At 64.0% G+C, this 26,034-nt stretch carries 23 protein-coding genes; 8 read left to right on the top strand and 15 right to left on the bottom strand.

Annotated elements, in window-relative coordinates:
- Window positions 1–60: 60 nt before the first annotated feature.
- A complete protein-coding gene (gene tpiA / locus P9273_RS09865) occupies window positions 61–828 on the bottom strand; it encodes a triose-phosphate isomerase (protein WP_040994945.1) in 768 nt (255 codons plus the stop codon).
- A gap of 143 nt (window positions 829–971) precedes the next feature.
- On the opposite strand from tpiA, the gene P9273_RS09870 reads away from it, so the two are divergent.
- From P9273_RS09870 to lexA, 6 genes are all read left to right on the top strand, one after another.
- The gene (locus tag P9273_RS09870; protein WP_278048743.1) at window positions 972–2,867 is read left to right on the top strand and encodes a peptidylprolyl isomerase; all 1,896 of its coding nucleotides are present in this window, start codon (window positions 972–974) and stop codon (window positions 2,865–2,867) included.
- Window positions 2,864–3,874 (top strand): anthranilate phosphoribosyltransferase, encoded by a 1,011-nt coding sequence (gene trpD, locus P9273_RS09875; protein ID WP_040994949.1) that lies wholly within the window; start codon window positions 2,864–2,866, stop codon window positions 3,872–3,874. Before P9273_RS09870 ends, trpD begins: the two co-directional genes overlap by 4 nt.
- Before the next feature lie 4 nt (window positions 3,875–3,878).
- Window positions 3,879–4,691 (top strand): indole-3-glycerol phosphate synthase TrpC, encoded by an 813-nt coding sequence (gene trpC, locus P9273_RS09880; RefSeq protein WP_278048744.1) that lies wholly within the window; start codon window positions 3,879–3,881, stop codon window positions 4,689–4,691.
- A gap of 1 nt (window position 4,692) precedes the next feature.
- On the top strand, window positions 4,693–5,169 hold the full coding sequence (gene moaC, locus P9273_RS09885) for a cyclic pyranopterin monophosphate synthase MoaC (protein WP_278048745.1): 477 nt from the start codon (window positions 4,693–4,695) through the stop codon (window positions 5,167–5,169).
- Window positions 5,169–6,374 (top strand): molybdopterin molybdotransferase MoeA, encoded by a 1,206-nt coding sequence (locus tag P9273_RS09890; RefSeq protein ID WP_278048746.1) that lies wholly within the window; start codon window positions 5,169–5,171, stop codon window positions 6,372–6,374. The genes moaC and P9273_RS09890 overlap by 1 nt, the downstream gene beginning before the upstream one ends.
- 116 nt (window positions 6,375–6,490) lie before the next feature.
- Window positions 6,491–7,231: a transcriptional repressor LexA gene (gene lexA / locus P9273_RS09895; RefSeq protein WP_040994957.1), complete on the top strand. Its 741-nt coding sequence runs from the start codon at window positions 6,491–6,493 to the stop codon at window positions 7,229–7,231.
- Here lexA and P9273_RS09900 read toward each other — a convergent pair.
- The gene (locus P9273_RS09900; RefSeq protein ID WP_278048747.1) at window positions 7,225–9,684 is read right to left on the bottom strand and encodes a ComEC/Rec2 family competence protein; all 2,460 of its coding nucleotides are present in this window, start codon (window positions 9,682–9,684) and stop codon (window positions 7,225–7,227) included. The genes lexA and P9273_RS09900 overlap by 7 nt on opposite strands.
- A 101-nt stretch (window positions 9,685–9,785) precedes the next feature.
- Here P9273_RS09900 and gltX point away from each other — a divergent pair, with 101 nt between their 5' ends.
- Window positions 9,786–11,210, top strand: a complete 1,425-nt coding sequence (gene gltX / locus P9273_RS09905) for a glutamate--tRNA ligase (protein ID WP_278048748.1) — start codon at window positions 9,786–9,788, stop codon at window positions 11,208–11,210.
- A gap of 181 nt (window positions 11,211–11,391) precedes the next feature.
- On the top strand, window positions 11,392–12,720 hold the full coding sequence (gene gltA / locus P9273_RS09910) for a citrate synthase (protein WP_040994963.1): 1,329 nt from the start codon (window positions 11,392–11,394) through the stop codon (window positions 12,718–12,720).
- Between the two features lie 73 nt (window positions 12,721–12,793).
- On the opposite strand, the gene lpxB is transcribed toward gltA, so the two are convergent.
- From lpxB to P9273_RS09975, 13 genes are all read right to left on the bottom strand, one after another.
- Window positions 12,794–13,975, bottom strand: a complete 1,182-nt coding sequence (gene lpxB / locus P9273_RS09915; protein ID WP_278048749.1) for a lipid-A-disaccharide synthase — start codon at window positions 13,973–13,975, stop codon at window positions 12,794–12,796.
- Window positions 13,965–14,882: an LpxI family protein gene (locus P9273_RS09920; protein ID WP_278049026.1), complete on the bottom strand. Its 918-nt coding sequence runs from the start codon at window positions 14,880–14,882 to the stop codon at window positions 13,965–13,967. The genes lpxB and P9273_RS09920 overlap by 11 nt, the downstream gene beginning before the upstream one ends.
- A complete protein-coding gene (lpxA, locus tag P9273_RS09925; protein ID WP_278048750.1) occupies window positions 14,869–15,711 on the bottom strand; it encodes an acyl-ACP--UDP-N-acetylglucosamine O-acyltransferase in 843 nt (280 codons plus the stop codon). The genes P9273_RS09920 and lpxA overlap by 14 nt, the downstream gene beginning before the upstream one ends.
- Window positions 15,712–15,727: 16 nt before the next feature.
- Window positions 15,728–16,189 carry a 3-hydroxyacyl-ACP dehydratase FabZ gene (gene fabZ, locus P9273_RS09930; protein WP_040994967.1) on the bottom strand — a complete coding sequence of 154 codons (462 nt, stop codon included), beginning with the start codon at window positions 16,187–16,189 and terminating at the stop codon, window positions 15,728–15,730.
- Window positions 16,182–17,237: a UDP-3-O-(3-hydroxymyristoyl)glucosamine N-acyltransferase gene (lpxD, locus tag P9273_RS09935; RefSeq protein WP_040994970.1), complete on the bottom strand. Its 1,056-nt coding sequence runs from the start codon at window positions 17,235–17,237 to the stop codon at window positions 16,182–16,184. The genes fabZ and lpxD overlap by 8 nt, the downstream gene beginning before the upstream one ends.
- A 77-nt stretch (window positions 17,238–17,314) precedes the next feature.
- Window positions 17,315–19,684: an outer membrane protein assembly factor BamA gene (gene bamA / locus P9273_RS09940; protein WP_278048751.1), complete on the bottom strand. Its 2,370-nt coding sequence runs from the start codon at window positions 19,682–19,684 to the stop codon at window positions 17,315–17,317.
- 218 nt (window positions 19,685–19,902) lie between these two features.
- The gene (gene rseP, locus P9273_RS09945) at window positions 19,903–21,045 is read right to left on the bottom strand and encodes an RIP metalloprotease RseP (RefSeq protein ID WP_278048752.1); all 1,143 of its coding nucleotides are present in this window, start codon (window positions 21,043–21,045) and stop codon (window positions 19,903–19,905) included.
- Window positions 21,046–21,149: 104 nt separating this feature from the next.
- A complete protein-coding gene (locus P9273_RS09950; RefSeq protein ID WP_278048753.1) occupies window positions 21,150–21,965 on the bottom strand; it encodes a phosphatidate cytidylyltransferase in 816 nt (271 codons plus the stop codon).
- A 12-nt stretch (window positions 21,966–21,977) separates the two neighbouring features.
- A complete protein-coding gene (locus tag P9273_RS09955; protein ID WP_278048754.1) occupies window positions 21,978–22,697 on the bottom strand; it encodes an isoprenyl transferase in 720 nt (239 codons plus the stop codon).
- A 30-nt stretch (window positions 22,698–22,727) separates the two neighbouring features.
- On the bottom strand, window positions 22,728–23,282 hold the full coding sequence (gene frr / locus P9273_RS09960) for a ribosome recycling factor (RefSeq protein WP_082037291.1): 555 nt from the start codon (window positions 23,280–23,282) through the stop codon (window positions 22,728–22,730).
- 90 nt (window positions 23,283–23,372) lie between these two features.
- The gene (gene pyrH, locus P9273_RS09965; RefSeq protein ID WP_040987265.1) at window positions 23,373–24,095 is read right to left on the bottom strand and encodes a UMP kinase; all 723 of its coding nucleotides are present in this window, start codon (window positions 24,093–24,095) and stop codon (window positions 23,373–23,375) included.
- A 184-nt stretch (window positions 24,096–24,279) separates the two neighbouring features.
- Window positions 24,280–25,389 carry an aldo/keto reductase gene (locus P9273_RS09970; protein WP_278048755.1) on the bottom strand — a complete coding sequence of 370 codons (1,110 nt, stop codon included), beginning with the start codon at window positions 25,387–25,389 and terminating at the stop codon, window positions 24,280–24,282.
- A 35-nt stretch (window positions 25,390–25,424) separates the two neighbouring features.
- On the bottom strand, window positions 25,425–25,952 hold the full coding sequence (locus P9273_RS09975) for a nuclear transport factor 2 family protein (protein WP_278048756.1): 528 nt from the start codon (window positions 25,950–25,952) through the stop codon (window positions 25,425–25,427).
- Between the last annotated feature and the right edge of the window lie 82 nt (window positions 25,953–26,034).

The raw sequence follows: 26,034 nt of genomic DNA on the forward strand, positions 1-26,034 counted from the left end.
ATATGGGAAGCAATGCGGCCATTACAACGATTTAGGCCGCGCGAGCCTGGACGACGGTCGCTAAGCGATGTTCATATAGGCTTCCGCAATCGCCAGAAAGTCGGCTGCCTTGAGGCTGGCGCCGCCGACGAGCGCGCCATCGACATTCTCGACGCCAAGGAGTTCCACCGCATTGGAGGGCTTGACCGAGCCACCGTAAAGAATGCGCATCTTCGCCGCGGCATCGCCCAGCGACCCCGTCAGCTTGCCGCGGATATGCGCATGCGCCTCGGCTACGTCGGCCGCGGTCGGGGTCAGGCCGGTGCCGATCGCCCAGACCGGTTCATAGGCGATGATGGTGTTCGCCGCGGTCGCGCTGGTCGGAACCGACCCTTCGAGCTGACGCGACAGGACATCGAGCGTGGCGCCCGCCTCGCGCTCGGCCCGCGTTTCGCCGATGCAGATGATGGCCACAAGCCCCGCCCGCCAAGCGGCCGATGCCTTGGCATGCACGATCGCATCATTATCGCCGAACAGCTCGCGACGCTCAGAATGGCCGACGATCACGTGGCTTGCGCCGGCATCCTTGAGCATCTCGGCCGAAATCTCGCCGGTGAAGGCGCCGCTCTCCTTCGGATGGCAATCCTCTCCCCCGGCCCGCACCGGCGTGCGCGACAGGATCTCGGCGGCGCGCTGGAGCAAGGTCGCCGGCACGCACACCAGGGCTTCGGTCTCCGCGTCGAGTCCGCTCATGAACCCGTTGCCGATCGACCGCAGCTCGTTGAGCGAGGCGCTGGTGCCGTTCATTTTCCAGTTGCCGGCGACAAGCGGGCGGATTCCAGGGGTCATGGGGCGCGTTCTCCGAGCGACATTAAGCAGCGCCCTCACTACCAAAATCAGGTCACAAAGCAATCGACAGTGGACCGGAAGGGCGCTATTGCGCTTGTTTCAGACTCGGCGCGTGCGAAAATGCGCAAAAATCGGAAGTATGCATGCTTGGTATATTGAGAAGCGCGGCGGGCACTTGGGTCGCGAAGGCGTTGCTGTCCTTGCTGGTGGTGAGCTTCCTCGCCTGGGGCGCGACCACGCGCATGGTGGGTGGCGTGCTGGGCGGTCATCACGCGGTGATCACGGCCGGCGGCACCGAGGTCTCGATCAACGAGTACCGCCTCGCCTATGACCGCCAGCTCAGCCTTCTGTCGCAGCAATATGGCCAGCGCGTCACCCAGGAGCAGGCCAAGCTGCTCGGCGTCGACAACCAGGTGCTGGCGCAGCTCGTTTCGGGCGCCGTGCTCGACGAGCAGGCGCGCAAGCTAGGGCTCGGCCTTTCCAAGGACCGGCTGGCCGAGCTGACGCGCGAGGATCCCGCGTTCAAGGGCCCCAGCGGCCAGTTCGATCGCCGGACCTTCGAATATCTCCTGCGCCAGCTCGGCATGCGGCCTGAGGACTATCTCAAGAACCGTGCGCAGGTAGCCGTGCGCCAGCAGATCGTCGAGGCGATCTCCGACGGCCTGAAGGTGCCGCAGACCTTCCTGAAGGCGGTCTCGCTCTATCGCGGCGAGGATCGCACGATCGACTATCTCGTGCTGCCAAAGAGGCTGGTGCAGCCGATCGAGGCGCCGTCCGACAGCGCCATCAACGCCTATTTCGACGCCAACAAGAAGAACTATGCCGCGCCGGAATACCGCAAGTTCTCCTATATCCGGCTGGAGCCGCAGGATATCGCGGATCCGTCCGCGGTGACCGACAGCCAAGTCAGCGAGGACTACAACAAGAACATCGCGCGCTACACGACGCCCGAGATGCGCACCATCGAGCAGCTGGTGTTCAAGACGCCGGATGCGGCCAAGGCGGCCTACGATTCGCTGAAGGCAGGCGCCACTTTCGACAAGCTCGTCACCGCCGAAGGCAAGACGCCTGCCGACACGCTGCTGGGCACGCTGTCGAAGGACAAGATCGCCGACAAGGCGATCGCCGATGCCGCTTTCTCGCTCAATGCCAATGAGGTCAGCCCAGTCGTCCAGGGCGCCTTCGGTCCCGTGCTCTTGCGCGTCACCGAGATCAAGCCGCAGGTGGTGAAGCCGCTTTCGGAAGTGTCCGCCCAGATCCGCAAGGACCTGGCGCTCGGCGAAGCAAGCCGAATCCTGCTCGACGTCCATGACAGCTATGAGGACACCCGCGCCTCGGGCGCCTCGCTTGCCCAGGCCGCCGAGAAGCTGAAGCTCAAGGCTGTCACCATCGACGCCATCGACCGTACGGGCCAGCGGCCGGACGGCACGATTGTCAACGACCTGCCGGAATCGGCCACGCTGATCAAGTCGGTGTTCGCGGCCGAGCCCAACACCGAGAATGAGGGCCTGACCACCGCGGACAATGGCTTTGTCTTCTACGAGGTACAGTCGATCACGCCGGCGCGCGACCGCACGCTGGACGAAGTCCGCAAGAAGGTCGTGGCCGACTGGACGGAGGCCGAGACCGACAAGCGGCTCGACGCGAAAGCTAAGGAGCTGGAGAAGCGCCTCAAGGCCGGCACCACGCTCGACGTCATCGCCGGCGAGTTCAAGCTGGAGAAACAAACCAAGCGTGGCCTCAAGCGCGAAGCCGACGATGCCGATTTTGGCAAGGAGGGTGCTGCGGCGATGTTCGGCGTCGGAGAAGGCGGTACCGGTTTGATCCCCTCGCCCACCGGCGACGGCCAGATCCTGTTCAAGGTCGCCGAGGTCTTCGAGCCGGCAGGCGCCGACGGCAGCGCGGTGCCGGAAGACGCGCAGAAATCCTTCGGCGCCGGCATGTCCGACGACCTGCTCGACCAGCTGGTGGCGCAGCTGCAATCGCAATATGACGTTCGCATCGACCCGAACGCCGTTTCGCAAGCACAGACACGATGAGCGCGCTGAAGACACACATAGCCAAGGTTGCCACCGGCACCGCGCTTTCCTTCGAGGAAGCGCGCGAGGCGTTCGACATCATCATGTCGGGCGACGCGACGCCCGGCCAGATCGGTGGCTTCCTGATGGCGCTGCGCGTGCGCGGTGAGACCGTGAGCGAGATATCCGGCGCGGTGGCGACGATGCGCGCCAAGATGCTGCGTGTCGAGGCGCCGCACGGCGCCATCGACATCGTCGGCACCGGCGGCGACAATTCGCACTCGGTCAACATCTCGACGGCTTCGGCCTTCGTCATCGCCGCCGCCGGGGTGCCGGTCGCCAAGCATGGCAATCGCGGCCTGTCCTCGCTGACCGGCTCCGCCGATGTGCTGACGGCGCTGGGCGTCAAGATTGATATCTCGCCGGAGATGATCGGCCGCTGCATCCACGAAGCCGGCGTCGGCTTTATGTTCGCGCCGGCGCATCACCCGGCGATGAAGCATGTCGGGCCGACCCGCGTCGAGCTCGGCACCCGCACCATCTTCAATCTGCTCGGGCCGTTGTCGAACCCGGCCGGCGTCAGCCGCCAGATGGTGGGCGTCTTCCTGCCGGAGTGGATCATGCCGGTGGCCGAGACGCTGAAGGCGCTGGGCGCCGATCACGCCTGGGTCGTCCATGGCGACGGCTATGACGAGATCACCACGACGGGCGAAACCCAGGTGGCGGAGCTTGCCGGCGGCGAGATCCGCAGCTTCACCCTGACGCCGGAAGCCGTCGGGTTGAAGCGGCACAGCAAGGAAGAGCTGCGCGGCGGCGACGCGGCCTACAACGCCAAGGAATTGCGCGATATGCTGGGCGGAGCGGCCGGCGCCTACCGCGACACGGTGCTGATGAATGCCGGCGCCGGGCTGGTCGTGGCCGGCAAGGTGACGACTTTGGCCGACGGCATCGCGGCGGCGGCGCAAGCGATCGACAGCGGCCGCGCGCTCGGCGTGCTGGACAAGCTGGTCGAGATTTCGAACGGATAAGGCCTTGTCGGACATCCTGCGCAAGATCGAAGCCTACAAGCGCGAAGAGATCGCCGCGGCGAAGCTCGCCCTGCCGTTCGCCGAGATCAAGGCGAAAGCCAGGGACGCCGAGCCGCCGCGCGGCTTCCTCGCGGCACTGGAAGCCAAGCGCCGGGCCGGCGGTTTCGCGCTGATCGCCGAGATAAAGAAGGCCAGCCCTTCCAAGGGGCTGATCCGCGCCGATTTCGATCCACCGGCGCTCGCTAGGGCCTATCAGAAAGGTGGCGCAGCCTGTCTTTCGGTGCTGACCGATGCGCCGTCTTTCCAGGGCGCTCCGGAATTTCTGACCAATGCGCGCGAGGCGGTGTCTCTGCCCGCGTTGCGTAAGGATTTTCTGTTCGACCCTTATCAGGTCTACGAGGCCCGCGCCTGGGGCGCGGACGCCATCCTGATCATCATGGCAAGCGTTGACGATGCCCTGGCGAGCGAATTGGAAGCGACCGCGTTCGAACTCGGGATGGACGCGCTGATCGAGGTGCATGACGAGGCCGAAACGGAGCGCGCGCTAAAATTGTCGTCGCGGCTGATCGGAATCAACAACCGCAATTTGCGGACCTTCGAGACCAGGCTTGAGACGTCCGAGCGGGTGGCGCCGATGGTGCCGGGCGACTACCTGCTGGTCAGCGAAAGCGGCATCTTCACCCACGACGACTGCCTCAGGATGCAGAAGACCGGCATCGGCGCCTTCCTGGTCGGTGAGAGCCTGATGCGGCAGGCGGATGTGGCCGCGGCGACCGAGCTTCTGCTGACAGGCAAGGCGGCGGCTGAGGCCATCTGAGATGGCCCTCACCCACCTCGGCGCCAAGGGCGAAGCCAACATGGTCGATGTCGGCGACAAGGCCGAGACAACACGCACCGCGATCGCCGAAGGCTTTGTCTCGATGCAGCCGGAAACGCTGGAGATGATTCTCGCCAGCGACGCCAAGAAGGGCGATGTGCTGGGCACAGCGCGCATCGCCGGCATCATGGCGGCGAAGAGGACGCATGAGTTGATCCCGCTTTGCCATCCGCTGCTTCTCACCAAAGTGGCCGTCGAGATCGAGCCGGACCGCGCGCTGCCCGGCCTCAGGGTCACCGCGCTGGCCCGCGTCACCGGCAAGACCGGCGTGGAGATGGAGGCGCTGACCGCCGCTTCGGTCGCCTGCCTCACCATCTACGACATGGCCAAGGCGGCGGACCGTGGCATGGTGATTTCCGGTATCCGGCTGGTCGAGAAGACCGGCGGCAAGTCGGGCGCCTACAAGGTAGATGCCTGATGGCCCTTGTTCCAGTCGCCGAAGCGCTCGAACGCCTGCTCGACGGCGCAGCACCTTTGCCGGGCGAGAGCGTTCCGCTGGCGGACGCGGCCGGGCGGGTTCTCGCCGAACCGGTTGTGGCGCTGCGCACCCAGCCGCCCTTCAACGCCTCGGCGATGGACGGCTACGCCGTACGCTCCGCCGACGTTGCTTCGGTGCCGGCGCAACTGGAGGTCATAGGCATGGCGCCCGCCGGGCGCGGCTTTTCCGGGACTGTCGGCGAAGGCCAGGCGGTGCGCATCTTCACCGGCGCGCCGCTGCCCGAGGGTGCCGACACCATCGTTATCCAGGAAAACGTCCGCGATCTCGGCAACCGCCAGATCGAGGTGACGGAGCCGACGGCCGAAGCACGCAATGTGCGCCGCCGCGGGCTCGACTTCGTCCAGGGCGACGTGGTGCTCGAAAAGGGCCGCGTGCTCGACGCGGCGGCCCTTTCGCTTGCAGCCTCGGCCAACCATCCCGCCTTGAATGTCGTGCGCCGGCCGCTGGTCGCGATCATCGCCACCGGCGATGAACTGTTGCCGCCGGGCAGCGCGCTCGGCCCTGATCAGATCATTTCGTCCAACGCCTATGGCGTCGCCGCCGCCGCCCAGTCGGTCGGCGCGCGTGCGCTCGATCTCGGCATCGCCGCCGATCGCAAGGAAGCGATCGCGGCGCTGGTCCGGAAAGCAGTCGAGGCGAACGCCGATGTCATCGTCACGCTCGGCGGCGCCTCGGTCGGCGACCACGACCTGATCCATGACGTGCTGACCAGTGAAGGCATGCGGCTCGACTTCTGGAAGATCGCCATGCGCCCCGGCAAGCCGCTGATGTTCGGCCGCCTTGGCAATGTCCGCTGCATCGGCCTGCCCGGCAACCCGGTGGCCAGCATCGTCTGCTCGCAGCTCTTCCTGAAGCCGCTGCTTGCCAGGCTCGGTGGCCGCGACCACAGGCAGAACCTGCGAACGGCCCGGCTGGGCGCAGCGATGCAGGCCAACGACCTCAGGCAGGACTATGTGCGCGCCGTCATACGCGAGGACGCCGGCACGCTCGTCGCGACCCCGTTCGGCATCCAGGACTCCTCGATGCTCAGAACGCTCGCCGACGCCAACGGCCTGATCGTGCGCGAGCCCTTCGCGCCGGCAGCCGAGACCGGCGCCGAATGCAGCGTTCTGATGTTACGCTGAACAAATCGTCAACGAATTCACTAAACTTTAAACGGTTGCGGAACACAACTGGAACAGATAGTGTTTGTTCTGGGTTTGTTTTTCTGATTCTGGTTTCAGAACCCGTGGGGGCCGCCATGCTGACGCGCAAACAACATGAACTTCTGATGTTCATCCACGAAAGGCTGAAGGAAAGCGGGATTCCGCCGTCTTTCGACGAGATGAAGGAAGCGCTCGACCTCGCCTCCAAGTCCGGCATCCACCGGCTGATCACGGCGTTGGAGGAACGCGGTTTCATTCGCCGGCTGCCGAACCGGGCGCGCGCGCTGGAAGTGCTGCGCCTGCCCGACTCGATCGCACCCGGCCTCAATGCGGCGAAGAAGTTTTCGCCAAGCGTCATCCAGGGCAGCTTGGGTCAGAACAATCTCAGCCGTCAGGTCAAGCCGGCTGCGCCATCGCGCGCCCCGACGCCAAGCAACGACGACGATGCCGGCTCGGCCGTATCCATTCCGGTGATGGGTCGCATCGCCGCCGGTGTGCCGATCGACGCCATCCAGCACCAGACGCATTCGATCACGGTGCCGCCGGACATGATCGCCGGCGGCGAGCATTATGCGCTGGAGGTCAAAGGCGACTCGATGATCGAGGCCGGCATCTTCGACGGCGACACCGTGATCATCCGCAACGCCAACACGGCAAGCCCGGGCGAGATCGTGGTGGCGCTGGTCGATGATGAGGAAGCGACGCTCAAGCGCTTCCGCCGCAAGGGTGCCTCGATCGCGCTGGAAGCTGCCAACCCGGCCTACGAGACCCGCATCTTCGGACCGGATCGGGTGAAGGTGCAGGGCAAGCTCGTCGGGTTGATCCGCCGCTACTGATCCGGTTGCGAAGGTTTCGCATCCGTCCGCTCAGGCTTTTGATAAGGCGGCAGTCCTCTCGCCTCGCGGGTATACTTGCGCTGTTCGTGCCAAGGCCGGTACGGCTGCTCGACAGCATATTGGATGGCCGGTCGCGCGGTTGCCGATTGGGGATCGAAGAAGACGGCGGCGCTGCCGTCGCGCGCCAACTGCCGCTTGGTGACGACGAGCACGCGCGGATCGCGGCAGGGGTTGTAGGCGGTGGCGTCGTTGATGACGACGAGGTCGGCAAAGCCGCAGGCCGGCCGGGCGCTGTCGCGGGTTTCGGCGAGTGCGACGATGGCGCCGGACGGATGCCGGCCGATGCAAAGATCACCCGTGCAGTAGAAGGGCGAGCCGGGCGGCAGATCGACGGGATCGACGATGTTCAGCGCATCTTTGGCGAACGTCTCCGGCGGCACGATTTCCTCGGCTTTCAGCGCCCGTTTCCAATTGTCGGTGGTGAACTCGTTGGCGCGTGCACGATTGACGGCAAGCTCGCCACCGCCGATCGGCATCGCCACCAGATGCGCGTCCTCCGAAATGAGCACGTCCGGCGTGCGGACATGCGGAATGGCCAGCAGCGCGGCAAGCGCGAAGGGAACGGCGGCAAGCCTCAGCCAGGTGGTGGCCATTGTCGCAATGACCAGCGCGATCGTCGCCAGCAGCACCGACTGGATCGAGATCAGCCCGACGGCGTCGACCGGTGAGCGTTCGGAGATCCATGCCGAAATGGCGATCATCGCCGTCAGTCCCTTGCCCATCACAAAGAGGAACGGGCCGTCGAAACCGAAGGGCATGGCCAGCGCGCTCAACACGGCAAACGGCATGACGATCAGTGACACGATCGGCATGACCGCCAGATTGGCGAGCAGACTGAGCGGCGACACGCGCTGGAAATGCCAGATCGCAAACAGCAATGTCGCGCTGCCCGCGATGAGCGACGTCACGGCGGCGCCGCCTACGCCAACCGCCAGTTTTCGCGACAGGAACCCGAGGAACGAACGCTTTGCCGGCGGCGCGATCGTTTTGCCGGCGCGATAGTCGGCAAAGCCGGCATAAGCGCCGACCAGGGCGGCGGTGGCGGCGAAGGACATCTGGAAGCTCGGGCCGACCACTTCGTGCGGCGAGACAAGGATCACGGCGATAGCCGAGATCGCCAGGTTGCGCATGGTGAGCGCCGCACGGTCGAAGAGCACGGCGGCAAGCATCACGGCGAGCATGATGAAGCTTCGCTCGGCCGCCACCACGATGCCCGAGATGACGAGGTAAGCGGCGATCGAGATGAGCGCGATTCCGGCGGCATATTTCTTCACCGGCCGGCGCGAAGAGAAATCCGGAAGCAGCGCGAAGGCGCCGCGCAAAAGGACCATGATCGTGCCGGCGACTAGCGCCATGTGCAGACCGGAGATCGAGATGATGTGGTAGATGCCGGTGCGCCGCATCGACTCGTTGATCGCTTCCGGAATGCCGGCGCGCACGCCGACGATCAGCGCCGCCGCGATCTCGCCCTCGGACCCGCCTATGCTGCTCCTGATGTGATCGGCGATCCCTTCGCGCGCGTTTTCGACTGCCGAGGCGACGCGCGCGCCGAAAGGCGCCTCCACCGGCGCAACCAGCTTCGGGTCGCCCAGGAAAAAGCCGCTGCCGCCGATGCCGGCAAAATAGCTGTCGAAGGAAAAGTCGTAGCTGTCCGGCCGAACTGGGCCCGTCGGCGGCAGGAGCTTGGCATAGCCGGTCAGCATCGATCCGGCCGTCATACCGGGCGGGATCCTGCGCGCCGACAGCCTGACGCGGTCCGGCGCGTAACGCAGCTTCGGATGCTCCGTCGAAATAAGGTCGATGGTCAGCCGGACACGGCCATTGGCCATCGCCTCCGCGGTGACGAGCCGGCCCGTCAGCCTTGTCTGGATTTCCGACCCCAGCATCGGGGTCGCCATTCGCCAGGTCTCCACCTTGGCCGCGAGAAAGCCCAAGGCGCAGAAAAGCGTTGCCATGAACAGAAGATGCGTTCTCTGCCAGGAGCGCGAGACCGCCGCGCAGACGGCCATCAGCGCCACCGCCGCAAGCGGCCTGTAGAGATCCGGCTCGGTGCTCAGCGAAAAGTAGTAGATGACACCGGCGGCCAGAAACACCGGCACCAGCAGAAAGCCGACGCCACGATCGAGCTCGGTGGTGGCAGCGACCGCAACGCTTCGGCGCAGCGCAGCAAGCGAAACGCGGCCAAGCTGTTTGCGGATCCTGCTGACGACGGCTGTTGGCGAGGCCGGCTGTAGCGCACCGCCACCGGGCGGCGGTAACTCGGCGGGTGGATGGAGTTCCGGAAGCGAAAGCGGCGCTTCTTCAGTGGACGCGGCATGAGCAAACATCAGGCGCTCGCTGACGCCTGCTGTCGTTTCGCCACCCTCCTCCGCGCCCCGGCCACGTCCAGCCATCGGGTCTGCCCCTTGCGCCCCAGACCGCCTATGCTACATGAACGCCGGTCGCGTGGAAGCCCGCGCGAAATATGCCGTTTCAGTGCTTCTCCGAGAGTTCCATGTCCGACAAGGTCGTCACACGTTTTGCCCCCTCGCCCACAGGCTACCTGCATATTGGCGGGGCGCGCACAGCGCTGTTCAACTGGCTTTATGCCAAGCACACCGGCGGTACGATGCTTTTGCGTATCGAGGACACCGATCGCGAGCGCTCCACCGAAGCCGCCACGGCCGCCATTCTCGACGGTCTGACCTGGCTTGGCCTTTCCTGGGATGGTGAGGCCGTCTCGCAGTTCGAACGCGCGCCGCGCCATCGCGAGGTGGCCGAGGAGCTCGTGCGCATGGGCAAGGCCTATTACAGCTACGAGACGCCTGCGGAACTGGAGGCGATGCGCGAGGCAGCTAGAGCCAAGGGCTTGCCGCCGCGTTACAACGGCCAGTGGCGCGACCGCGATCCGTCCGAGGCTCCGGCCGGCGTCAAGGGCGCCATCCGCATCAAGGCGCCGACCGAAGGCGAAACGGTCGTGCAGGACCGCGTGCAGGGCGAGGTGCGGTTTCCCAACAAGGATCTCGACGACTTCATCATCCTGCGTTCGGACGGCAACCCGACCTATATGCATGCCGTCGTCGTGGACGATCATGACATGGGCGTGACCCATATCATCCGCGGCGATGACCACCTGACCAACGCCGCGCGCCAGACGGTGATCTACAACGCCATGGGCTGGGCGGTGCCATCGATGTCGCACATCCCGCTGATCCACGGCGCCGACGGCGCCAAGCTGTCGAAGCGGCACGGCGCGCTCGGCGTCGAGGCCTATCGCGCCATGGGCTATCTGCCGGAAGCCCTGCTCAACTATCTGGCGCGGCTCGGCTGGAGCCATGGCGACGACGAGGTGATGTCGATCAAGGATATGATCGCCTGGTTCGATATCGGCGACGTCAACAAGGGCGCTGCCCGCTTCGACTTCGCCAAGCTCGAGGCGCTGAACGGCGTGCATATGCGCAAGATGGACGATCGCGCGCTGTTCGATATCTTCGTCGCCACTCTGCCCTATCTCGAGGGCGGTCCGGCGCTTGCCGCAAAGCTCGACGACAAGCGCAAGGCGCAACTGCTTGCCGCCATGCCCGGCCTCAAGGAGCGGGCCAAGACCCTGGTCGAGCTGGTCGACGGCGCGGCTTTCCTGTTCGCCGAGCGGCCCTTGCCGCTGGACGAGAAGGCGGCGGGCTTGCTGAGCGCCGATGCGCGCGCGATTCTGCGCGGCGCGCATGTCGCATTGTCTTCCATCCAAGGCGACTGGAGCGCCGCTTCGGCGGAGGCTTCGATCCGCGAATTTGCGCAGGCCGGCGGGCACAAGCTCGGCGCGGTGGCCCAGCCGCTCAGAGCCGCGCTGACCGGCCGCAGCACCTCGCCCGGCGTGTTCGACGTGCTGGCCGTGCTGGGCCGCCAGGAAAGCCTGGCAAGGATTGGAGATCAAATCGATTAGGAGCGAACTGGCCCAAGAAGATTGGCATTGAAAGGTGTGTTTCGCAGTGCAACATTAGGCCTTGGCCCAATCTGGCACGCGCCTCCTAAAATGCGGTGGCAAGTTCGCGCATTCCGGTGATTTCGACGTGTCGTTTGCAGGAATTGCCTTGCCGGCATGAGGAACATAAAGGAGTTTGGGAATGAGCGAAGCTGCGACAAAATTGGAACCTGGCGGCAAGGCGCACGAGTCGACCGCCAGGCTCGAACTCGCCGGCAAGACGCATGAGTTCAAGGTGCGAAGCGGGTCGACCGGGCCTGACGTCATCGATATCGGCGCGCTCTACAGCACCACCGGCGCCTTCACCTACGATCCGGGCTTTACGTCGACGGCGAGCTGCGAGTCGGCAATCACCTTCATCGACGGCGATGCCGGCATCCTGCTGCATCGCGGCTATCCGATCGACCAGCTTGCCGAACATGGCGACTTCCTCGAGGTCTGCTATCTGCTGCTCTACGGTGAATTGCCGACCAAGGCGCAGAAGGAGGATTTCGATTATCGCGTGACGCGCCACACCATGGTGCACGAGCAGATGTCGCGCTTCTTCACCGGCTTCCGTCGCGACGCCCATCCGATGGCCGTGATGTGCGGCGTGGTCGGCGCGCTGTCGGCCTTCTATCACGACTCGACCGATATCTCGGATCCGTATCAGCGCATGGTCGCCTCGATGCGCCTGATCGCCAAGATGCCGACCATCGCGGCGATGGCCTACAAATACCATATCGGCCAGCCCTTCATTTATCCGAAGAACGATCTCGGCTTCGCGGCCAATTTCCTGCACATGTGCTTTGCCGTGCCGTGCGAGGAGTACAAGATCAATCCGGTGCTGGCGCGCGCGATGGAGCGCATCTTCATCCTCCACGCCGACCATGAGCAGAACGCCTCGACCTCGACAGTTCGTCTCGCCGGCTCTTCCGGAGCCAATCCGTTCGCCTGCATCGCCGCCGGCATCGCCTGTCTTTGGGGCCCGGCGCATGGCGGCGCCAACGAAGCCGCGCTGAACATGCTGGGCGAGATCGGCCATGTCGACCACATCCCGGAGTTCATTGCCCGCGCCAAGGACAAGAACGACCCGTTCCGGCTGATGGGCTTCGGCCATCGCGTCTACAAGAACTACGATCCGCGCGCCAAGATCATGCAGAAGACCGCGCATGAGGTGCTGGGCGAGCTCGGCATCAAGGACGATCCGCTGCTCGACATCGCGATGGAGCTTGAGAAGATCGCGCTGACCGACGAATATTTCATCGCCAAGAAGCTCTATCCAAATGTCGATTTCTATTCCGGCATCACGCTGAAGGCGCTCGGCTTCCCCACCACCATGTTCACCGTGCTGTTCGCGGTCGCGCGCACCGTCGGCTGGATCGCCCAGTGGAAGGAGATGATCGAGGACCCGCACCAGAAGATCGGCCGCCCGCGCCAGCTCTACACCGGCGCGACCGAACGCGATTACGTGCCGATTGCTAAGCGGTAATTGAGCGAATAGCGAGATAGCGAGTAGCGAATAGGGAAACCAGGCAAAGCGACACAACCCTACTCGCTATTCGCTACTCCCTATTCGCTTTCCTGATACACCCCATCACCACCTCCGCCGCGATCTCGCCCGATGGCCGCTCGGTCGCCATGCGCCGGGCGATCTCGGCAAAGCCCGCCTTTTGCCATGTCCGCATGCCGGTGTCGGCGAACAGGGCTTCCAACTGCCTGGCGAGATTTTCCGGGCGGACATACTGGTCATAAAACTCTGGAACCAGCGCGCGGTCGGAAATGAGGTTGGGCAGCAGCGCCGACCACGTCGTCACCATATGCTGCAGGAGCTGGCGCGCGATCGGGTCGAGCTTGTAGCAGGACACCATCGGAACGCCGGCAAGCGCCAGCTCGAGCGAAACCGTTCCGGACGCGATCAACGCCGCATCGGCCTTGCCGAAGGCCTGCCATTTGCGCTCCGGCCCGGTGATGATTTCGGGCTTGTCGTCCCAACTGGCAACAGAGGCCTTCACCAGCTCGGCGACATGCGGCACCGTCGGTAAGAGCAGGCGCAGACTATGGCCGCGTTGACGCAGCGCCGACATTGCCTTGCCGAAGGGTTCTATCAGCCGGCGGACTTCGCCGCGGCGCGAGCCGGGCAGCACCAGCACCGCCTTGATGCGGTCGTCGGAGAGATCGCGCGGCTGGCTCTGCGCCTTGGCGGCGCCTAGCACGCCCGGATCCTGCGTCAGCCGGTGACCGACATAAGTGCCAGGCGGTCCGCCGAGACGGGCAAGCGCCTTCACCTCGAACGGCAGGATGCACAGGATATGGTCGACATACGGCTTCATCGCCACCGCCCTGCCCGGCCGCCACGCCCATACGCTCGGGCAGACATAATGGACGATCGGGATGGCCGGCGCTGCCGCGCGGACCTTTTTCGCGACGCGCAGCGAAAAGTCCGGACTGTCGATGGTGACGAGGCAATCAGGCCGCTCGGCCGCGATCGTCGCCGCCGTCTGGTTGATCCGGCGCATCAGCCGCGGCAGGTCGCGCAGCACCGCGCTGAAGCCCATCAGCGCGATCTCGCTGCCCTCGAAAAGCGGCGTCAGCCCCAGCTGCTGCAGATGCCGTCCGCCAATGCCCACAAGTTGCACCTCGCGACCGGTCGTGCGCTGGAGCGCGCGCACGATGTCGGCGCCGAGCAGATCGCCGGATTCCTCGCCGGCGACGATCGCGATCTTGAGCGGCTTGTCAGCGACCATTTGCCGGCTCCCCATTGGTCAGCTCCGTTGCAGGCAAGCCGACGATGAATAGCCCAAGCGCGTTGGCGCGTTCCAGCGTTTCAGGTCCTTCCAGAATGAGCGAGCGGCCAGCTTCCAGGGCAATGCCGGCCAGTCCGGCGGCATGCGCGGCCTCGACCGTCAGGGGGCCGATCGAGGGCAGGTCCGCGCGCAGTTCCTGGCCGGGTTTGGCGCATTTGACAAGGACGCCGCGCGTCTTGCCGGCAAGCCTGCCATGGCCGCGCAATTGCCTTGTCCGCTCGAGCAGCGCGGCGGTGCCCTCCACCCCCTCGAGCGCTATCGCCCGCCCGCCGATCGCGATCGCCGCTTGCCCAATGTCCAGCGCGCCGATGGCCTTGGCCGCCGCGCGGCCGGCCTCGATGTCACGCCAATCCGATTGCTTTGGCGCCGTGACCGTCAGCGTGCCTTTGCCGGCGGCGAGTTCCGGCACGACCTCATGCGCGCCAACGACCGTGATGCCGCGCTTCTCCAATCCGCGCGTGACCACCTTCAAAAGCCCATCGTCGCCGCGCGCCAGCGCCATGATCACGGAAGGGATTATTGCTAACAGGCCGAGGGTCGGACGGATCCTGGCTAGCCGCGGCCTGCGTCGGATCTCGCCGGCAAGGATCAGATGGCTGATACTCCGGCGTTTCAGCAACGGAACCAGCGAACCGACATCTTCCAGCGCGAGGGTCGCCTGTTCATACCCCGCAAAGTCCGCCTCGCGATCGACCTCGCCTTCGGCCATGATGATGAAAGGCGAATATCCCTGCCGCTTCAGGCCTTCTGCCACTTCGACCGGCAGGCTGCCGCCGCCGGCAATGATGCCGACCTTGGAGCCGGGCGCGAGTACAAGCCGTGTTTCGGCGGGCTCAGCCCTCGTCATCGCCATCATTGTCGTCGCCGCCACCGCCCCTCAGCGGCGGCATGGTATAGTGCCGCTTGCCGGGGCTGGCGATGAAGTCGATCATCTTCATGGCGGCGGGAGACGAGGAGGCGAATTCTGCCCTGGCAAGCTTGATATTTTCGGCGACGCTGCGGGAGCGGTCGAAAATCGACCGATAAACCTTGCGCAACAGGTAGATTTCCGAGCGAGGCAGGCCGGAACGCTTGAGCCCGATGATGTTGAGGCCGCGCAAATTGGCGCGATTGCCGGCGGCGATCGCATAGGGAATGATATCGCCGACGACCGCCGAGCAACCGCCGATAAAGGCATTGTCGCCGACGCGCACGAACTGGTGAATGGCGGTCAGGCCGCCGATATAGACGTTGTCGCCGATCTCGCAGTGGCCGCCGAGCGTCGCGCCATTGGCGAAGGTGGCGTTCTTGCCGACGACGCAATCATGGGCGATGTGGGCGTAGGCGAGGAAATTGCCGTTGTCGCCGACACTCGTCTCCCCACGGCTGGAATCGGTGCCGACATGCATCGTGACGCCTTCGCGTATGGTGCAGTTCTCGCCGATGACGAGCGTGGTGCGCCCGCCCTTATGCTTGGTGTTCTGCGGCGGCGCGCCGAGCGTCGCCATCGGATAGACCTTCGTCCCTGCTCCGACGGTCGTGGCGCCCATTATCGACACATGGCTGACCAGTTCGACACGGTCGGAGAGAATTGCATCGGCGCTGACATGGCAGAAGGGTCCAATGTGGACGCCTTTGCCGAGCCGGGCTCCTTCTTCGACGACCGAGGAAGGATGAATGGATGTCTCGACTTTCATGAGCATTTCAAAATCGTCAGCCGGTAACCATCATGGCCGACACCTCGGCTTCGGCGGCCTTCGCGCCATCTACCATCGCCTCGCAGGCGAATTTCAGCAGATTGCCGCGCTTCTTGATCTTTTTGACATGGATCCTGAGCTGATCGCCCGGAACCACCGGTTTGCGGAATTTCGCGTTGTCGATGGTCATGAAATAAACCAGCGAGGGCTTTTCCGTGTTGAGGCTGCGAATGCAGATGGCGCCCGCGGTCTGGGCCATGGCCTCGATGATGAGCACGCCGGGCATGACCGGCTGCTGGGGAAAATGGCCCTGGAAATGCGGCTCGTTGATGGTCACGTTCTTGATGCCGACGGCGGAGTCGTCGCCATCGATCTCGACGATGCGATCGATCAGCAGGAACGGATAGCGGTGCGGCAGGAGCTTCATAAGCCCCATGATGTCGACCGCCTCGAGTGTCGTTGCCACCATGTCAGCCATTTCCGTCGCCTTGCTTGCGCGTCCTGGCCATCTTGCGCAGCATCGCAATCTCGCGCATGGCTTCCGCCATGGGCTGCGCCGGGTAACCTCCCCAGACCTCGCCTGCCGGCACGTTGTTCATGAATCCACTTCTCGCAGCAAGCTTGGCCCCAGGCCCGATGGTCAGATGATCGGCGAGGCCGACACCGCCACCCATGGTGACGTTGTCGCCGACGACGACGGAACCGGAGATACCCGAAAGCCCGGCTATAATGCAATTGCGGCCAATGCGAACATTGTGGGCGATCTGCACCAGATTGTCGATCTTGGTGCCTTGGCCGATGATGGTGTCGGACATCGCACCGCGGTCGACGGTCGAATTGGAGCCGATCTCCACATCGTCCTGAATGATGACGCGGCCGATCTGCGGCACGCGTTCAGGTCCTTTGGCGCCGCCGACGAAGCCGAACCCGTCCTGGCCGATCCGGGCGCCACCGTGGATTATGACGCGATTGCCGACAAGCGCATATTGGACGCTGGCGCCGGGACCGATGAAGCCGTCGCGGCCGATCTGGCAGGACCGGCCGACAACGGCGTGGGGCGCAACGACCGTGCCGCTGCCGATGGACACGCCGGGGCCGATCACTGCCCCGGCCTCGACGATCGCTCCGTCCTCAATATGCGCGGACGGATCGATGAACGCATGCGCCGATATGCCGGTTTCTCCGGTCATTGGCCCCGGAGTCGCGGCTTGCGGAAACAACAGGCGGCCGACCATCGCGAAAGCCTGTTGCGGGCGCGGATGCATGAGCACGGCCATGCCGGGCGGCGCCTTGCTGGCAAAATCGGCAGGGCACAGGACCGCAGCCGCCCTGAGCAACGGCATAAGCGCGAAATTGCGCTTGCCGTCGACAAAGACGAGCGCGCCATTGCCACCTTCATTTGCTGGAGCCAACGCCTCGATGGCAATTTCGGCCTGAGCGGAATCGAGCAGGCTGGCGCCGGTCAGATTCGCGACCTCGCCAGCCGTATACCGGCGTGAAGGCGCGAAGAACACCGGATCGGTCATTCCAGAAGCAATATCCAGCTGGGTCGGATCAGTCCACTCCGGGCCGTCAGCCGGCCCGGAACGATCGCAACCACGAATTAGAAGCGGGTCGCGATACCGAAGTTAAATTCCTGCACGTCGTCGGTCGGCTCTTTCTTGACCGGGATCGCATAGTCGATGCGGATCGGGCCGAACGGCGAAGCCCACATCAGGCCGACGCCGACCGAGGCGCGAAGCTTCATGCCCACAGACGACTGATCGACCAAGCTCGGATCAAGCTTGTTGCCGTAAAGGGTTGCCGCATCGGCAAATACCGCACCGCGCAAACCGAAGCTCTCCGGAATGACTGGGAGCGGGAACTGAGCCTCCGCCGAAGCATTGAAATAAGTTGTACCGCCGAGATGATCGCCCGCCCCGTTGCTATCGACTGGACCGATACCCCCATATTCGAAACCGCGGATCATGCGGTCATTGCTCTGGAAGTGGTCAAAGATGCGCAGATCACCATTGCCGTAGCCGGCAATGTACCCGGCGCCGCCCGAGACGAGGCCGACAAGGTCAAGCTGCTCCGACAAGGTCTCATAGACGCTCGCACGCCCAGTCACCTTCACCCACTTGGCATCGCCGCCGAGGCCGGCAAATTCGGTGGTACCGGTGATGTAGAGACCCTCATGCGGGTTCTTCATGTCGTCGATAGTGTTATAGACAAGGCCCAGGCTGACCGATGACTTCAACCACGGGCTTTCAGCGACGCCGTCCCTGATAGCCTGAGAGATCGTGCACTTGGACGGGTCGTAGACTCCGCTGGTCAAGCAGCCATCGGCGATCGAATACTTCTCTTGCGAGATATTGTACGCCAGTTGCGTTGAAATGCTGTCGGTGATCGGCAGGCCGAAGCGAATGGTCGCGCCGGTGACGTCGGTGTCGTAGTGGCTGTATTCGCGGGTCGACTTGTAGATGTCGAAGCCCGCGGCGATGCGCCGGCCGAGGAAATAAGGCTCGGTGAAGGAAATGGCGAAGTCGCGCGAATGCTTGCCGCCGCCGGCCGAGAGCTTGATGTACTGGCCACGGCCGAGGAAGTTGCGCTCCGTGATCGAGCCCTCGATCGACGGGCCGGGCGTGTCGCCGCCGGTCGAATAGCCGGCGCCGACCGAGAATTCGCCAGTCGACTTCTCGACCACGGTGACCACCAGCACGACCTGGTCGGGCGCCGATCCGGGGACGGTCGAAATGTCGACGGACTGGAAGTAATCAAGGTTTTCCAGCCGCTTCTTCGCGCGCTGGATGAGAACCTGGTTGAAGGCGTCGCCCTCGCTGACATCGAATTCGCGACGGATGACATAGTCGCGCGTGCGGTCGTTGCCACGGATTTCGATGCGCTCGATATAGGCCTTGGTGCCCTGGTCGATGGTGTAGACGACCGAGATGGTGTGATTCTCGAAATTGCGGTCGCCGCGCGGCGTCACCTGGGCGAAGGCATAGCCCGAACCCGCGACCTTCTCGGTCAAGGCGACGATCGTATCCTCGACGTCCTTGGCGTTGTAGACGTCCCCCTTATGGGTTTCGACAACCGATTCCAGCGACTTCGAATCGACCTCGGGGATGGTGCTTTCCACGCTGACGTCGCCGAACGTGTAGCGATCGCCTTCCTGCACGGTGATAGTGACCGTGTATTTGTTTGTGGTGTCGTCGAGCTCGCCGACGGCGGAGACGACCTGGAAGTCGGCATAGCCGTGATTGTAATAGAAACGGCGCAGCAACTCCTGGTCAGCGCGCAGCTTATCCTCGTCATAGACGTCGTCGCGCAGCACGAAGGACAGCCAAGACGAGCGCTTGGTGTTGATGACGTCTGACAGACGCCGGCTGGAAAAAGCGTGGTTGCCGACGAAATTGATAGCCGCGATCTGGGTGCGGCCACCTTCGTTGATGTTGAAGACCACGTTCACGCGATTGTCGCCGAGATCCATGATCTGCGTGGTCACCGCGGCGTCGTCGCGGCCAATGCGCTTATAGGCCGTCTTGATCGCCTCGACATCGGCGTCCAGCGTCTGCTGCGAGAAGGTCGCGCGCGGCTTCAGCTGGATACCCATCTGAAGCGCGTTGTCCTTGATCTTCTTGTTACCCTGGAACAGGACCTGATTGACGACCTTGTACTCGGAAACCTTGACCACCAGGGTCGAGCCGACCTGGTTGATCTGAACGTCCGAGAACAGCCCGGTGCCGAACAGCGCCTTGACGGCGTCATCGATATCGGAGCTGGAGAAAGGCTTACCCGGCTTGATCGAGATGTAATTGCGGATCGTCTCGGCATCGACGCGCTGGTTGCCGCTGACCTCGACCCGCGAAATGACCGCGGCTTCGGCCACGGATGTGGCGGCCAACTGCACTGCGAGCGCGCCTGGCACGACCAGAGCGGCGGACAAAGCCGCCGCGGAAGCGGCGCTCAAAAACTTGGATGCTGCCTTCATCGGGCTTTTGTACCTTTTTCTCGTAGTCCCCACGGCGAGAAAACCGGACGTGCGGTATTTTCCCTTACCGTATTAACCGGATTTTCCCTACACGCAAGGCTCCCGGTTAATTTGTATTTACTTAACCGTATCGCGTGGCTTTCGCGTCACGCATATCCCCACGCATGGTAAACGGCATCTCAATATGATCGGAGCTGAAGCCAAATTTCTTCATGATTTCAGCACCCAAACAGATCGTTCCAAAAGACGAAGCCCATGAAGCCGAGAACCAGGAACAGCCCTGTCCGGTAGGCCATCTCCATCATTCGCTCCGAAACGGGTCGCCTTATGACGGCCTCCACGCCGTAGAACAACAGGTGGCCGCCGTCGAGAGGGGGAATCGGGAGGAGATTGAGAAATCCTATTCCGACTGACAGAAATGCAACAAGCTGCACGAGCCACTCGAAGCCGAGCTTGGCCGCCTGGCCCGACATCTTCGCGATCTTGATCGGACCGCCCAGCTGGCACTTGTCCTCGCGTCCAAGCGCAAAGCGCTGCAGGAACTGTCCCGTGCGCTCGATCACGTGTCCGGTTTCCTCGACCGCCGCCACCACGGCGCCGGCCGGCGTATAGGAGATCAGGCGCGGCTGGCCGAGCTCGGCGTTGTTGACGACGCCGATCACTGCGACCTTGACCTTGTTGCCCAGCGCATCCTGCTGCTCCATGGGCTCCGGGGTCGCCGTAACGTGGATTTCCTTGCCGTCGCGCAGCATGGTGAAGGTGATGGGGTCGCCTGCCCGGCCTGAAACCAGCCGCTGCACATCGGCGAAGGTCTCAACCTTGCTGCCGTCGACTTTGACGAATCGGTCGCCCGGCTGGATTCCAGCTTTCTGCGCCGGGCTGCCGGCGGTGACTTCGGCCACCGTCGGCTCCAGGACCGGGCGGCCATAGAGGGAAAACAGCACCGCAAACACGGCAATCGTCAGCAGGAAATTGAACATCGGACCCGCGACGACGGTGGCGGCGCGCTTCCAGATGGGTTGCGTATGAAAGGCGACCTCGCGCTCGGCTTCCGTCAGCGATTCGAGCTCTTCCGTGTTCGGCTGACTCGACGTCGCATTCATGTCGCCGACGAATTTGACGTAGCCGCCAAGCGGAATGGCGCAAAGCTTCCAGCGCGTGCCGCGGCGGTCGTGAAAACCGACGAGCTCAGGGCCGAAGCCGATGGAAAAAGCCTTCACGCCGATGCCGCACCAGCGGCCGATCAGATAGTGGCCCATCTCGTGGACGAACACGACGACGGTCAGCACGAACAGAAACGGCACGAGCGTGCCAAGGACGAAGCCTTGTGTGCTGAAGACCGCGTGAAAGATGTCGTTCAAGTCATGCCCTCAAATTCGCCCGCACGCGACATTCCACCGCGACTGTGGCATCAATCCGGGCGAATCCGTGGCGCGCGCCATTTTTCGCCCTGCTGCTGCGTCGTTCAGTTTGGAAACAGCCCCGATGCCGGATGCTCGGCGCCCGCCGCGATCCAGCCCATGACGTACAGCGCGAACGCGGCCGCGACAAGCCCGTCCACCCTATCCATGACGCCGCCATGGCCGGGAATGAGATTGCTGGAATCCTTGGCGCCGTGCCGGCGCTTGACCCATGATTCAAAGAGATCGCCGATCTGCGAAACGATCGAGAGCGCCAGCGCGACCAAGCCAAGCTGGACGAGATTGCCGGCGCCGGCCGCGATTGCGAGCAAAACTCCGGCGATAACGCCACCGGCCGCGCCGCCCAGCGCGCCGCTCTGCGTCTTGCCGGGCGAGATCGACGGCGCGAGCTTTGGGCCGCCGACGGCGCGACCGACGAAATAGGCCGCTATGTCGGTCGCCCAGACCACGGCGAACAGGAAGAGAATCGCAATCAGCCCGGAATGATTGTCGTCACGGAGATAGGCGAGCGAAAAGCCGGAAAGAGCCGCGTAGGCCACCCCGGAGGCTTCCCACGGCGCAGTCCCCCTGCTCCGGGTGGCAATGGCCACGACCGCGACCAGGACCGCGACGAGGAGGAGCAGCCACAAGGCCGGCAGGCCGGCGATCAGCGCGACAATGAAGATCAGAATCAGCGCTTCGGGCAGGAAGGCGAGCGCCGCGCCGTTGCCGGGGCGCGCCATGCGCGTCCATTCGTAGAAGATCAGCGCCGCGATTCCCCCGCAGAACAGCCGGAACGGCAATCCGCCAAGCCAGGTGAGCGCGAGCGTCAGAGCCGCCATCACGATTGCCGAGATGACGCGCTGCTGGAGATTGCTCATGCGCGGCGGCGCCTAAAGCGCGACGTCGCGGGCGGCGAGCCCGCCGAAGCGTCGTTCACGGCCGGCAAAGTCGCGCAAGGCGTCTGCCAGATGCTCGCGGCTGAAGTCCGGCCAATAACAAGGCAGGAAAACAAGTTCGCTATAGGCGGCCTGCCAGAGAAGGAAGTTCGACAGCCTGAGCTCGCCGCTGGTCCGGATCACCAGTTCGGGATCGGGAACGCCCTTTGTGTCGAGCGACGCTGCGAAGCTTTCGGCTGTGATCGCGTCGCTCGTCATCTCGCCGCGTGCGACGGCTTCCGCCAGCTTGCGCGCGGTTCGTACGATCTCGTCGCGGCCGCCATAGTTGAAGGCGATCACCAACGTCAGCGCCTCGTTGTCGGCGGTCAGCGATTCGGCCTCCTGCAGCAGGCCCCGGATGTCGGACTGCAGACCTTCCTTGGCGCCGATCACCCTCACCCGCACCCCGTTCTGATGCAGTTCGGCGAGATCGCGGCGGATGAACAGCTTCAAAAGACCCATAAGGTCGCTGACCTCGGATTTCGGCCGCGACCAGTTCTCCGAGGAAAAGGCGTAGACGGTCAGATAGGAGATGCCGAGCTCGGGCGCGGCGCGGACAGCCTTGCGCAGGGCCTCGACGCCGGCGCGGTGCCCGGCAAGGCGCGGCAAACCGCGCGCCTTGGCCCAGCGTCCGTTTCCATCCATGATGATCGCGACATGCGCGGGCGTTGCCATAGTTTCGCTTTCGAGCCGGAAATCCCGACCCTAAACCTGCATGATTTCAGCTTCCTTATCGGAAAGCAGGTGATCGATGGTGCTGATCATCTCGTCGGTCAGCTTCTGGACCTGGTCGGACCGCTTGCGCTGATCGTCTTCGCTGATGGTGCCGTCCTTCTCAGCCTTCTTGAGGAAATCCATCCCGTCGCGGCGGACATGGCGCACCGCGACGCGCGCGTTCTCGGCATAGCCGTGCGAGATCTTGACCAGTTCCTTGCGGCGCTGCTCGTTGAGCTCGGGCAGCGGAATCCGCAGCGTGGTGCCGTCGACGATTGGGTTGAAGCCCAGATTGGCTTCGCGGATGGCGCGGTCGACCGCGCTGACCATCGACTTGTCCCAGACCGACACCGAAATCATGCGCGGCTCCGGCACCGAGACATTGGCGACCTGGTTGATCGGCATCGCCGTGCCGTAGGCCTGCACCTGGACGGCGTCGAGCAGGTTGCTGGAGGCCCGGCCGGTGCGCAGCGAAGCCAGGTCGTGCTTGAAGGCGGCGATCGCCCCGTCCATGCGTCGCTTCAGGTCTTCGTACTCGCCACTCATGATCATCTCCTCGACCCGTTCGCCGGGTTCACTGTTTCTAACGTTGTTCGGTTCGCGGTTCCGTAATCGCTTGACGGATCCGGGCGCCGGTTACTTGTCCGTGACGACCGTGCAATGGCCGCCGCCCCTCAGAATATCGCCGAAACCACCTTTTTCGTGGATCGAATAGACGATTATCGGAATGTTGTTTTCGCGCGCAAGTGCAATCGCGGCGGTGTCCATGATTGCAAGCCCGCGTTTGATGACTTCGGCGTGACTGATGCGGTCGAAGCGGACCGCGTTCGGATCCTTCTTGGGGTCGGCCGAATAGACTCCGTCGACCTGCGTGCCCTTGAAGAGCGCATCGGCGCCGATCTCCGCGGCGCGAAGCGCGGCGGCCGAATCGGTGGTGAAGAATGGATTGCCGGTGCCGCCGGCGAAGATGACCACCTTGCCCTGGTTCATGTAGGCTGTCGCCTGGCGCTGCGAAAAACTCTCGCAAAGTTCCGGCATGGCGATCGCCGAAAGCACGACGGCGTCGACGCCGATCTTGTTGAGCGAGGTGCGCAACGCCAGCGAATTGATCACGGTGGCAAGCATGCCCATGTGGTCGCCGGTGACGCGGTCGCCGCCCTTGGAGGCGACGGCCACGCCGCGAAAAATGTTGCCGCCGCCGATGACGACACCGACTTCCACGCCCAGCGCGCGCGCCTCGGCGATGTCGGCGGCGATGCGGTCGACCACGGAGACATCGATGCCGAAATGCTGCTCGCCCATCAACGCTTCGCCGGACGCTTTCAGCACGACACGTCGATAGAGGGGCTTCACCGTCATCTCATTCCTCGAAATCTCGGCGCGGCAAATTTGGAGGCAAAACCGCCTCCGCTTGATCCGGCGATGCTGTCATGACGGGTTGACCCGATACACGAAGGGCGCGGCGATGTCACGCCGCGCCCTCGTGCAAAATTCCAGGCTTTTTCGGTCAGTTGCCGTCTTTTGCTCAGTTGCCGCCTTTTGATCAGTTACTTGAGATGCTGACTGCCTCACCTTCGATCATGACGGGAGGCGAATAGCCGGCCGGCTTGTCGCCGGTGACGGCCCCGCCCGTCACGCGCACCTGGATCTCGGAACCGAAATAGGAGTGCGGGAACGGCGCCGGCGTGGCGCTGACCTTTTCCAGCCGCGCGCGAAGCTCTGCTGGAATTGAAAAATCGAGCGCGCCAAGATTGTCCTCGAGCTGGCTGAGCTTCGTCGCTCCGAGGATGACGGAGGCGACGCCTGGCTGCGTTGCCACCCAGTTGAGCGCGACCTGGGCCATGCTGCGGCCAAGCTCGACCGCCACTTTTTCGAGTTCCGCCACGATCGCCCAGTTGTGGTCGCTGAACTTCTGGAAACCGGGATGCGTGGTGTTGCGGAAACCGTCGAGACGCCCGGCATTTCCGGCTTGGGTCGGCTTGTATTTGCCGCTGAGCAATCCGCTGGCCAGCGGGCTCCACACCATGATGCCCGCGCCATGACGGGTGCCGAAAGGGACGTATTCATGTTCGATCGCGCGCTCGGCGAGCGAATATTCGAGCTGAAGTGCCGAGACCGGCTCATAGCCGCGCAGTTCGGCGATCGCCTGGGCGCGGCCGGCATACCAGGCCGGCACGTCGGAGAGGCCGATATGGCGCACCTTGCCGCCGCGAACGAGGTCGTCCAGCGTGCGCAGCACCTCCTCGGCCGGGGTGATCCTGTCCCAGACATGGAGAAGGTAAAGGTCGATATAGTCGGTGCCGAGCCGTTTCAGCGAGGCGTCCACGGCCCGCATGATGTTCTTGCGGCCGTTGCCGCCGGCATTCGGATTGCCGGCCTCGGAATTCATGGTGAATTTGGTGGCGATCACCGCCTTGTCGCGCAGGCCACGCTCGGCGACGAACTCGCCGAGCCAGGTCTCGGCGGTGCCGCCTGTGTAGAGGTCAGCCGTGTCGAAGAAGTTGCCGCCCGCTTCGACATAGGCGTCGAACATCGCGCGCGCGGTGTCCCTGTCCGCGCCCCAGCCCCACTCGGTGCCGAAGGTCATGGTGCCGAGCGCCAGCCGGCTGACGCGCAGGCCGCTGTTGCCAAGCGTATAATAGGTCATGGTCATGGTGGTCTTCCGATTCTGAACTGATTTGCGGCCGGTCACTGGCCGGGGGTCGCCTTGACCCAGGGATTTCCGCGTTCATGCGTCATGCGGAAGGTGAAGCCGTCGACTTTCCAGCCGTCAGCTGAGCGCGTCAGGTGGTGCTCGTAGGTGCCCCAGACTTCCCAGAGCGGGTCGCCATTGCCTTCCATCCGATTCCAGGCATAGCCGTTGGAGCGGACGGTCGCGGCATCGGCTTCGAGCGCAACCTGATGGTTGGTGCGCAGATGCAGGCTGGTCTTGCTGCCCTTGAGGTTGCTCGCCCAGGCGCCGATCAGGTCATCGGACGCGATGTTGGCCGCAGGCTGTCCGGATAGGCTGCTGAAATCGGCGGTGACGCGCTCGGCGAAATAGCTGCGCGCCAGCTTCCAATCCTGCGCATCCACCGCCCGGTCGATGGCATCGGCGATGCGGATAACGGCGCGCTCGTCGGCAAGGGCCTGCCAGCCGGTTGGTTCTGCGCCGCCCGCATCGACGGGTGCCAGTGCCATGCCTGCTGCGAAAGTTACATATCTCAACGCGTTCATGTCGTTTCTCCTTGGCCATCAGCCCGCCGATGTGTTGACGACAATATGGGCCAGCCTGTCGGCATCGATAAGATTGCATTGT

It is taken from the genome of Mesorhizobium sp. WSM4935, from assembly GCF_029625735.1.
GTDB lineage: Bacteria > Pseudomonadota > Alphaproteobacteria > Rhizobiales > Rhizobiaceae > Mesorhizobium.

Coding starts and splice junctions, on each gene's coding strand:
- tpiA (WP_040994945.1), bottom strand. CDS start 828: ATGACCCCTGGAATCCGCCCGCTTGTCGCCGGCAACTGGAAAATGAAC.
- P9273_RS09870 (WP_278048743.1), top strand. CDS start 972: ATGCTTGGTATATTGAGAAGCGCGGCGGGCACTTGGGTCGCGAAGGCG.
- trpD (WP_040994949.1), top strand. CDS start 2,864: ATGAGCGCGCTGAAGACACACATAGCCAAGGTTGCCACCGGCACCGCG.
- moaC (WP_278048745.1), top strand. CDS start 4,693: ATGGCCCTCACCCACCTCGGCGCCAAGGGCGAAGCCAACATGGTCGAT.
- P9273_RS09890 (WP_278048746.1), top strand. CDS start 5,169: ATGGCCCTTGTTCCAGTCGCCGAAGCGCTCGAACGCCTGCTCGACGGC.
- lexA (WP_040994957.1), top strand. CDS start 6,491: ATGCTGACGCGCAAACAACATGAACTTCTGATGTTCATCCACGAAAGG.
- P9273_RS09900 (WP_278048747.1), bottom strand. CDS start 9,684: ATGGCTGGACGTGGCCGGGGCGCGGAGGAGGGTGGCGAAACGACAGCA.
- gltX (WP_278048748.1), top strand. CDS start 9,786: ATGTCCGACAAGGTCGTCACACGTTTTGCCCCCTCGCCCACAGGCTAC.
- gltA (WP_040994963.1), top strand. CDS start 11,392: ATGAGCGAAGCTGCGACAAAATTGGAACCTGGCGGCAAGGCGCACGAG.
- lpxB (WP_278048749.1), bottom strand. CDS start 13,975: ATGGTCGCTGACAAGCCGCTCAAGATCGCGATCGTCGCCGGCGAGGAA.
- P9273_RS09920 (WP_278049026.1), bottom strand. CDS start 14,882: ATGACGAGGGCTGAGCCCGCCGAAACACGGCTTGTACTCGCGCCCGGC.
- lpxA (WP_278048750.1), bottom strand. CDS start 15,711: ATGAAAGTCGAGACATCCATTCATCCTTCCTCGGTCGTCGAAGAAGGA.
- fabZ (WP_040994967.1), bottom strand. CDS start 16,189: ATGGCTGACATGGTGGCAACGACACTCGAGGCGGTCGACATCATGGGG.
- lpxD (WP_040994970.1), bottom strand. CDS start 17,237: ATGACCGATCCGGTGTTCTTCGCGCCTTCACGCCGGTATACGGCTGGC.
- bamA (WP_278048751.1), bottom strand. CDS start 19,684: ATGAAGGCAGCATCCAAGTTTTTGAGCGCCGCTTCCGCGGCGGCTTTG.
- P9273_RS09950 (WP_278048753.1), bottom strand. CDS start 21,965: ATGAGCAATCTCCAGCAGCGCGTCATCTCGGCAATCGTGATGGCGGCT.
- P9273_RS09955 (WP_278048754.1), bottom strand. CDS start 22,697: ATGGCAACGCCCGCGCATGTCGCGATCATCATGGATGGAAACGGACGC.
- frr (WP_082037291.1), bottom strand. CDS start 23,282: ATGAGTGGCGAGTACGAAGACCTGAAGCGACGCATGGACGGGGCGATC.
- pyrH (WP_040987265.1), bottom strand. CDS start 24,095: ATGACGGTGAAGCCCCTCTATCGACGTGTCGTGCTGAAAGCGTCCGGC.
- P9273_RS09970 (WP_278048755.1), bottom strand. CDS start 25,389: ATGACCATGACCTATTATACGCTTGGCAACAGCGGCCTGCGCGTCAGC.
- P9273_RS09975 (WP_278048756.1), bottom strand. CDS start 25,952: ATGAACGCGTTGAGATATGTAACTTTCGCAGCAGGCATGGCACTGGCA.